Raw genomic sequence first — 8,242 nt, 5'->3', positions numbered from 1 at the left:
CCCACCGCCTTGGCAAAGGCCCGGGTAAACGCCGCCACCGATTGGTACCCCACCTGCGCGCCCACTTGCTCCACGGTATTGCCCGCCCGTAGCAGCTGACTGGCATGGCGCATGCGCAGCGCCAGCAGCACTTGCCCCGGAGATTGCCCGGCCAGTTCATTGAAACGCTTGAAAAACGCCGACCGCGACAAGCCGGTGCAGGCGGCCATGCTCTCCAGTGTCCAGGCTTGCCCCGGTTGCTCGATCAACTGTTCCAGCAGCCCGGCAAACGCCGGCTGGCGGGCGAGGGCGACCAGCCCGCCCAGTGACTGCCCGGCATTGACCTGCTGGCGCAGCACGTACAGGAACAACAGGTGCGTCAGCCGCTCCAGCAACGTCTGTGACGGGCCGGCGGTGCGCCGACATTCTTCCAGAATCAGCTCGAACAGCGCCCGCGCTGCACTGCCGGCGGGGTCTTCGGCGCGCAGCAGGATCCAGTCGGCGAGGCCTTCGACAATCAGTGAAGAAAGGCCGGACTGGAAATGGAAGAAGCCACAAACCAGCCCGACGCCGTCGCGGGCTTCGCTATCCAGTGCCTGCATGGCCTGACGCGGTTGGGCGCAGGCGTCGACCGGGTCCTGCTCGCTGGAGAAGCGATAGGCAAGGTCGCGCAACAGGAATACTGCATCTCCCTTCTTCAGGCGCACCGGTTGCGGCTGGCCGTCGATGTGCAGCCAGCAATATCCTTGCACCACCAAGTGGAAGCTGGCGCGGCCCATGCCCTGGGTGCTGGCGTGCCAGCCACCGCAGTAGCGGCCGACATGAAACAGGCTGGCATCGAGCTCCAGGCCTTCTAATAACCAATCGACAAGGTGGCTGGACGAAATCATCTAATGCAAAGACTCAGGAGCAAGGAAAGGCGACTGATGAATATGGAGGCGAATTCTTATAACCAACAGACTGTAAGGACACCCACCACAGGAGACCACTCCATGTCCTCGCGCATTACTTTACACACTCTGCAGAGCGCCCCGGAAGCGGCCCGTCCATTCCTCGAGAACGCCCAGAAGAATTCCGGCTTCATCCCCAACCTGCTGGGCGTGCTGGCCAACGCCCCGGCCGCCCTGGAAACGTACGTGACCGTGTCGGCGCTCAATGGCATGTCCGAGCTGACCCTGGCCGAGCGAGAGGTGGTGCAGCTGATTGCCGCTACCCAGCATGGCTGTGACTTCTGCGTCGCCGGCCACACTGCGGTGGCCTTGAACAAGGCCAAGCTGCCCCAGGACGTGGTCGATGCGCTGCGCGCCCGTGGCGAACTGCCCGATGCCCGCTACGAAACCCTGGCCGCGTTTGCCCGTGAAGTGATCGCCACCCGTGGCAACGTCAGCGAGCCCACCTACCAGGCATTTCGCGATGCCGGCTTCAGCGAAGGCAACGCCCTGGAGGTGATTCTTGGCGTGAGCCTCGCAACCTTGTGCAACTTTGCTAATGTCTTCGCCCAGACACCGCTCAACGACGAACTCAGCAAGTACCGCTGGCAGCCGTCTGCGTAAGCCAAGTGTGGTGCCGACCACGCCGGCGTTTTCAAAGGAGTAGAGACATGCTTGATCCCGCATTTCGGCAATGGCTGGATGCCAACGCCGAGGCAATCGACCAAGGCGTGTGCGACCCGCACCTGGTCCTGGCGCACATCGCCGAAGCGCAAGTGCTGCGCGTCGGCGTCGATCCGGCCCAGGGCGGCACGGGCGGGCAGGTGAGCGACGCGGTCGAAGCGATCGCGGCCATTGCCAGCCGTTCATTGGCGGCGGCGTTCGTCTGCTGGGGCCAGCGCGCCTTCATCGAATACCTGCTGCAAAGCCCCAACCAGCTGCTGCGCGAGCGCCTGTTGCCGCGCCTGTTGACGGGCGAGCTGGCCGGTGCAACCGGGCTGTCCAATGCCATGAAGTTTCTCTCCGGCATCGAGAGCCTGCAGGTGCGAGGCCGCCAGAGCCGCGACGGGTGGCAGCTTGAAGGCCGGCTGCATTGGGTGACCAACCTGCGCAAGAGCGGTTTTGTGGTGGCGGCAGCCATCGAGGGGGATGCCGAAGGGGCACCGTTCGTGGTGGCCATTCCATCCGAGGCGCAAGGGTTGGAGCGCTCGGACGACCTGCAACTGATGGGGCTGCAATCGAGCAATACCGCCGCACTGGCGTTCCACCAGGTCGAGCTGGGCCGCGAGTGGCTGCTGCACGAGAATGCCCGCGCGTTCCTGCCCAAGGTGCGCCCGGCCTTCCTGGCACTGCAATGCGGCATGGCCATCGGCCTGGCCCGGCGGGCACTGGATGAGGTGGCGGCACACCTGCAAGGCCGTGGCTCGTTCCTCGACGAGGCCGGCCAGGTGCTGAAGGCGCGCCTGGAAAACACCGTAAGCGAACTCAAGCAGGGCCTGCTCGACGAGCGTTTCCTGCAGCAGCCGGCGGCGCTGTTCAAACTGCGCATCACCCTCGCCGAATGCGCTGCCGACGCGGTGCAGTTGGAGCTGCAGGCCAGTGGCGGCAAGGCCTACCTCAGTGAGTATGGCGAAGGCTTCGCCCGCCGTTGGCGCGAGTCGGCGTTCGTGCCGATCGTGACGCCGAGCCTGGTGCAACTGCGCGCCGAACTGCAACGCCAGGCGGGCGCCGCATGAGCGAGGTACTGCTCGACGCCCGTGCCATCAGCCTGGGCTACCCCCGCGAGGGGGGCTGGCAAGAGGTGCTGGCACAGTTCGACCTGCAGCTGGCGCCGGGCGAGGTGGTGAGCATCCTGGGCCCCAGTGGTGTCGGCAAGTCCAGCCTGTTGCGGGTGCTGGCCGGCCTTCAGGCACCGCGTGGCGGTAGCGTGACGCTGCGCGGCGAGCCGCTGCAAGGGCCGCATCCGCGCCTAGCGGTGGCCTTCCAGGACCCCAGCCTGCTGCCCTGGTTGAGCCTTGAGAAGAACGTCGCCTTCGGCCTGGACTTTGCCCGCCAGCCTAAATTGGCGGCCAGCGAGCGGCGTGCGCGCATCGACCATGCGATTGCCGCCGTGGGCCTGGCCCATGCGCGCAACCAGTACCCGGCGCAGTTGTCCGGTGGCATGGCCCAACGCACGGCGCTGGCCCGCTGTCTGGCGCGTCAACCTGAAGTGCTGTTGCTTGACGAGCCGTTCGGCGCCCTCGACGAAGTGACCCGCGCCGACATGCAGCAACTGCTGCTGCAACTGATCGCCACCCACAATACTGCGGCGGTGCTGATCACCCACGATATCGACGAAGCCCTGCTGCTGTCCGACCGGGTCCTGCTACTGGGCAACCACCCAGCGCATATCCTCGGCCAGTGGTGTATCGACCTGCCGCAGCCGCGCACGCACCGGGTCGAGGAACTGGGCGCCCTGCGCATCGAGATCGTCAAAACCCTTCGGCGGGCAAGCCGCACAGTCGAACCTTCCCCAACCCCCTTGCCCTCGGAGGCTGTCCATGTGCATGGATGACTGCTGTTCTGCTTCGTCGCGTCGCGACTTCCTCAAGCTTGGCGCCATGCTCACTGCCGCCGGTGCCTTGCCGTTGCTGTCGAGCTTGCAAGCCCGCGCTGCCGCCGAACCGGACGCGCCGGTGCGCATCGGCTACTTGCCGATCACCGACGCTACGCCGTTGCTGGTGGCGCACAACAATGGCCTGTTCGAGGCCGAAGGCATCAAGGCCGAGCGCCCGGTGCTGCTGCGCAGTTGGGCGCAGGTGATCGAGGCGTTCATCTCCGGCCAGGTCAACGTGATCCATCTGTTGTCGCCAATGACCGTATGGGCGCGCTACGCCAGCAAGGTGCCGGCCAAGGTCGTGGCCTGGAACCATGTCGGCGGTTCGGGCCTGACCGTAGCGCCCGACATCACCGACATGAAGCAACTGGGCGGCAAGACCGTGGCTATCCCGTTCTGGTACTCGATCCATAACGTCGTGCTGCAGCAGATGCTCAACGATAACGGCCTGACCCCGGTGTCCAAACCGGTCAATACGCAGCTTGCGGCCAACGAAGTCAACCTGCTGGTGCTGCCGCCGTCCGACATGCCCCCGGCACTAGCCAGCAAGCGTATCGCTGGTTATATCGTCGCCGAACCGTTCAACGCCCTGGCCGAAAACCTCAAGGTTGGCCGTGTGCAGCGGTTTACCGGCGATGTCTGGCGCAACCACGCCTGCTGCGTGGTGTTCATGCACGAGCACGACCTCAACAACCGCCCGGAGTGGTCGCAGAAGGTAGTCAACGCCATCGTCAAGGCCCAGCAATGGACCCGCGAGCACCGCGCCGAAGCCGCCGCATTGTTGTCCAAGGCCGGCCCCAACAAGTACACCCCGCACGAACCTGCGGTGCTGAGCAAAGTCCTGGCCCCAGCCGCCGAGGATCGCGCAGCCTATATCGCCAGTGGTGCGATCCAGCACCAGCAGTGGGACGAGCGGCGTATCGACTTCCAGCCTTACCCGTTCCCCAGCTACACCGAGGAGCTGGTCAAGCGCCTGCAGCGCACGTTGATCGAAGGCGACAGTGGTTTTCTCGCAGGCCTGGACCCGGCGCAAACCGCCCGCGACCTGGTCGATGACCGCTTCGTGCGCAACGCCATCGCCGCCGTTGGCGGGCCATCGGTGTTCGGCATTGCCGACAGCTTCGAGCGTAGCGAGGAGTTCGCGGTCTGATGGGCAAGCATGTGGTTCATACCGGCCTGGGCTTGGCCGGGCTGTTGCTGTTGCTGCTGGTGTGGTGGGCAGGTGTGGCGCTGTTTGGCGAGGCCGACGGCCTGTCGGCGCGCTTCGCGCCCGAGGCCACCCTGGCCAGCCTGGTCGAGCTGCTGGGGCAGGGCGAGGTCTACGGCCACGTCTGGGTCAGCCTCAAACGTATTTTGATCGGGCTGCTGTTGGCGCTGTTGATCGGCGTACCACTCGGTTTGCTGGTGGGCAGCTACCGGCACCTGGAGGCGGCGACCACGCCGGCCTTCCAGTTTCTGCGGATGATTTCGCCGCTGTCGTGGATGCCGGTGGTGGTGATGCTGATGGGGGTGGGCGACCAGCCGATCTATTTCCTGCTGGCCTTCGCCGCGCTGTGGCCGATTCTGCTCAACACCGCTGCGGGCGTGCGCCAGCTCGACCCGCGCTGGTTGCAACTGAGCCGCAGCTTGAGTGCCACGCGCTGGGAGACGTTGTGCAAGGTGATCGTGCCGGGGGTGATCGGCCATGTGCTGACCGGTGTGCGTCTGGCCATCGGCATCCTGTGGATCGTGCTGGTGCCGTGCGAGATGCTGGGGGTCAGTGCGGGGTTGGGGTATTTCATTCTCGACACCCGCGACCGGCTGGCGTATTCGGAGCTGATGGCGATGGTGCTGCTGATCGGCGTGCTGGGGTTCATGCTCGATGCCCTGGCGCGTGGCTTGCATCGGCGCTGGGTGCATGGCTGAAAACAGTAGGGGCCGCTGTGCGGCCCCCGTATCAATGCACGGTCTTGCGCTGCCTTACACAGGCCTGCGCCTGAACAGCCAGCTCGTCCAGCCGCTCGTCGCGCATCTGCTCGGCCTCGATCATCGCATCCTCGCCCTGCTGGTTGAGCAGGTAGGTATGGATCTGGTGCACCTCGGTGGTCTGGTAGATCGGCCCGATATCCAGCCGGCCAATCAACGCCCCGCTGGCTTGCCCGGTGCTGCTCATCAGCACCTGCGGCCCGTTGGCCGCCACCACCTGCATGCCCATCGCTTCGAACCAGGGTACCTGGCCGGCGAAGGTGTTCAGTTCGACGCAGGTGTGGCGCGCCTGCAGGTCAGCCAGCAGGGCGCGGGCGATACCTTGGCGGCGATGGCTGGCGCGCACGGCGAGAAACGCCAGCGCGCAGGTGGCCGGGTCGTCATCCGCCGGCAACGCCAGGGCGAAGCCGAGCAACTGGTCCGGGGCGTCGGCATCCAGCGCCAAGGTCAGCGTCACCGACAGGCCACCGGTACCGTCCATGGCCTGCAGGTACTGGTGCACCTCCATCCCGACACCGTACTGGTACAGCGGATACAGCGGGTTGTCGGCAAGAATGGCAACGCTGCTCAATTCGCCGACGTGGTTGATCACCAGCTCACGGATCTGGTTCTGGAAAGACTCGGGCGGCACGCTGTCGAGGCGGCTCAGGATGAACATCGGGGGGCGGGCTCCGGCGGGTAGGAATACAACCCGCGCCTTGCTGACGCGGGTAGTACAGTCTAACCGGTTTTGCCGAATCAGCCTTGCGCGTGTAGCGCCGCGAGCATCAGCTCGAGGTTTTGCACCGCCGCCCCGGAGGCGCCCTTGCCAAGGTTGTCGAACACCGCAGTCAGCAATACCTGGCCATGCTCCGGGTTGGCGTACAGCGCCAGGCGCAGGTCATTGCTGTCGTTCAGCGCTTCGGGGTCGAGCGCCGCCGCCGGGCCTTGCTGATGCAGGGGCATCAGTTGCACGTGGCGAGCCCCTTCATAGTGCTGTTGCAGGCAGGCATGCAGCTGTTCGGCGCTGACCTGGCCGGGCAGCAGGCGCAGTTGCAACGGGATGCTGAGGACGATGCCCTGGCGATAGGCGCCGTAGCCGGGCATGAACACTGGCCGCGCCGACAGCCCGGCGTGCTGTTGGATCTCCGGCACATGCTTGTGCGCCAGCTCCAGGCCATACATTTGCAAGGTCGGGGTTTTCTCGGTACTTGGCTGCTCATGGCGCTCGACCGCCGCGCGGCCGCCACCGGAGTAGCCCGAGATGGCATGAATGCTCAGTGGGTAGTCGGCTGGCAACAGCCCGGCGCTGATCAGCGGGCGCAGCAAGGCGATTGCACCTGTGGGGTAGCAGCCAGGGTTGCTGACACGCTTGCTGTGGGCGATACGCTCGGCTTGCTGTTCATCCAGCTCCGGCAGGCCATAGACCCAACCTGGGCTGGTGCGGTGGGCGGAACTGGCGTCGATAACCCGTACTTGCGGGTTATGGATCGCCGCCACGGCTTCGCGCGCTGCGTCATCGGGCAGGCAGAGTACGGCGATGTCGGCGCTATTGATCGCTTCGGCGCGGCGTTGTGGGTGCTTGCGCTCGGCTTCGGGCAGGGTCAGCAGGCGCAAGTCGCTGCGCCCGTGCAGGCGCGCGTGAATCTGCAGGCCAGTGGTGCCTTGGTCACCGTCGATGAAGACAACAGGGGTGTGCATGGTCGGGGTCCGGTCGGGGGAGAGATGGCCTATGCTCGCCTGCGGCTGGACTAAAGGAAATTTGAATATCATGATGCTGACGTTCATTTTTACTGAAGCATGCCATGCGCGAAATCAGCCTTGACCGCCTCCGCACCCTGGTCGAAATCTCCGACCTGGGTTCTTTTGCCGAGGCCGCACGCCGGCTCAACCTGGCCCCGCCCACCATCAGCCTGCACGTGGCCGAGCTGGAGGCGCGGGTGGGCGCCCCCTTGCTCACCCGTAACCGTGGCCAGGTGCGCCCTACGGCCATTGGTGAGACGTTACTGGCCCGCGCCCGACGCCTGCTGGCCGACGCCGACCTGGCCCTGGAAGAGGTTCGCCGTCAGGTCGAAGGCCTGACCGGCCGGGTACGGTTGGGCGCCTCGACCGGCGCCATCGCCCACCTGTTGCCCAAGGCGCTGGAACACTTGCGTGTGGCTCACCCGGGGATCGACGTGCAGGTCCAGGTGCTGACCTCCCAGGCGTCACTGGCGCGGCTGCGCGAGGGGGCCTTGGACATTGGCCTGGTGGCCTTGCCGCAAGTTGCGGGCAAGGGGCTAAAGGTCACACCTTGGCGGCGCGACCCGATCCTGGCCTACGTGCCGGCCGACTGGCAGCCGCCGGCCAAGGTAACGCCGGCATGGTTGGCGCAGCGGGCGTTGATTCTGAATGACAGCAGCACGCAGTTGTCGCGGGTGACGGGGGAGTGGTTCGCGGCGGCGGGGTTGTTCCCCCCACCGCGCATCGAGCTGAACTACAACGATGCGATCAAGAGCCTGGTGGGGGCGGGGTACGGTGCGACGTTGCTGCCGCAGGAGGGCGACGCGGCGGAGCTGGACCGGCGTATTGCCCGCCGGCCGTTGCGTCCGGGGTTGTGGCGGCAGTTGGGGATTGCCTGCCGAGAGGGGCAGGTCGAGCGGGCCACGGGGTATGTGCTGGAGGCGCTGGAGCGGTTGTTGTAGGGCACCTGCTGGCGCTGGGAAAGCATTAGGGCTGGCGGGTGCATGCCATGATGCTTTCAGCGCCTGTGAGATCGAGCGCCGCCCGCGCGGCGCATCGCGAGCGAAGCTCG

At 65.8% G+C, this 8,242-nt stretch carries 9 protein-coding genes; 6 read left to right on the top strand and 3 right to left on the bottom strand.

Features of this window, described 5'->3' with window-relative positions; genetic code table 11:
- Positions 1-869: AraC family transcriptional regulator (locus NP534_RS23925; RefSeq protein ID WP_274100344.1), on the bottom strand; the 869-nt coding region annotated here is incomplete at its 3' end.
- 102 nt (positions 870-971) lie between these two features.
- On the opposite strand from NP534_RS23925, the gene NP534_RS23920 reads away from it, so the two are divergent.
- The 5 genes from NP534_RS23920 to NP534_RS23900 are packed head-to-tail and all read left to right on the top strand — an operon-like array spanning position 972 to position 5,409.
- Positions 972-1,532: a carboxymuconolactone decarboxylase family protein gene (locus tag NP534_RS23920; protein ID WP_274100343.1), complete on the top strand. Its 561-nt coding sequence runs from the start codon at positions 972-974 to the stop codon at positions 1,530-1,532.
- A 47-nt stretch (positions 1,533-1,579) separates the two neighbouring features.
- Entirely contained in the window at positions 1,580-2,644 is a 1,065-nt protein-coding gene (locus NP534_RS23915) for an acyl-CoA dehydrogenase family protein (protein WP_043203150.1), read from the top strand.
- On the top strand, positions 2,641-3,462 hold the full coding sequence (locus NP534_RS23910) for an ABC transporter ATP-binding protein (RefSeq protein ID WP_047583895.1): 822 nt from the start codon (positions 2,641-2,643) through the stop codon (positions 3,460-3,462). The genes NP534_RS23915 and NP534_RS23910 overlap by 4 nt, the downstream gene beginning before the upstream one ends.
- Positions 3,449-4,654, top strand: coding sequence for an ABC transporter substrate-binding protein (locus NP534_RS23905; protein ID WP_033697347.1), 1,206 nt, complete (start codon positions 3,449-3,451; stop codon positions 4,652-4,654). The genes NP534_RS23910 and NP534_RS23905 overlap by 14 nt, the downstream gene beginning before the upstream one ends.
- Entirely contained in the window at positions 4,654-5,409 is a 756-nt protein-coding gene (locus NP534_RS23900) for an ABC transporter permease (protein WP_274100342.1), read from the top strand. The genes NP534_RS23905 and NP534_RS23900 overlap by 1 nt, the downstream gene beginning before the upstream one ends.
- Positions 5,410-5,440: 31 nt before the next feature.
- On the opposite strand, the gene NP534_RS23895 is transcribed toward NP534_RS23900, so the two are convergent.
- Both NP534_RS23895 and argC read right to left on the bottom strand, forming a co-directional pair.
- Positions 5,441-6,127, bottom strand: a complete 687-nt coding sequence (locus NP534_RS23895; RefSeq protein WP_274100341.1) for a GNAT family N-acetyltransferase — start codon at positions 6,125-6,127, stop codon at positions 5,441-5,443.
- A gap of 80 nt (positions 6,128-6,207) precedes the next feature.
- Entirely contained in the window at positions 6,208-7,149 is a 942-nt protein-coding gene (gene argC, locus NP534_RS23890) for an N-acetyl-gamma-glutamyl-phosphate reductase (RefSeq protein ID WP_274100340.1), read from the bottom strand.
- A gap of 104 nt (positions 7,150-7,253) precedes the next feature.
- Here argC and NP534_RS23885 point away from each other — a divergent pair, with 104 nt between their 5' ends.
- A complete protein-coding gene (locus NP534_RS23885) occupies positions 7,254-8,132 on the top strand; it encodes a LysR family transcriptional regulator (protein WP_274100339.1) in 879 nt (292 codons plus the stop codon).
- Positions 8,133-8,242: the final 110 nt, after the last annotated feature.

Source organism: Pseudomonas sp. 39004 (assembly GCF_028682155.1).
GTDB classification, from domain to species: domain Bacteria; phylum Pseudomonadota; class Gammaproteobacteria; order Pseudomonadales; family Pseudomonadaceae; genus Aquipseudomonas; species Aquipseudomonas capeferrum.
The sequence above is the reverse complement of the archived record's forward strand: the minus strand, read 5'-3'. Positions and strand labels throughout refer to the sequence as shown.

What these genes read in the sequence shown, in the direction of transcription:
- NP534_RS23915 (WP_043203150.1), top strand. Translation starts at nt 1,580, where the DNA reads ATGCTTGATCCCGCATTTCGGCAATGGCTGGATGCCAACGCCGAGGCA.
- NP534_RS23905 (WP_033697347.1), top strand. Translation starts at nt 3,449, where the DNA reads ATGTGCATGGATGACTGCTGTTCTGCTTCGTCGCGTCGCGACTTCCTC.
- argC (WP_274100340.1), bottom strand. Translation starts at nt 7,149, where the DNA reads ATGCACACCCCTGTTGTCTTCATCGACGGTGACCAAGGCACCACTGGC.
- NP534_RS23895 (WP_274100341.1), bottom strand. Translation starts at nt 6,127, where the DNA reads ATGTTCATCCTGAGCCGCCTCGACAGCGTGCCGCCCGAGTCTTTCCAG.
- NP534_RS23900 (WP_274100342.1), top strand. Translation starts at nt 4,654, where the DNA reads ATGGGCAAGCATGTGGTTCATACCGGCCTGGGCTTGGCCGGGCTGTTG.
- NP534_RS23885 (WP_274100339.1), top strand. Translation starts at nt 7,254, where the DNA reads ATGCGCGAAATCAGCCTTGACCGCCTCCGCACCCTGGTCGAAATCTCC.
- NP534_RS23920 (WP_274100343.1), top strand. Translation starts at nt 972, where the DNA reads ATGTCCTCGCGCATTACTTTACACACTCTGCAGAGCGCCCCGGAAGCG.
- NP534_RS23910 (WP_047583895.1), top strand. Translation starts at nt 2,641, where the DNA reads ATGAGCGAGGTACTGCTCGACGCCCGTGCCATCAGCCTGGGCTACCCC.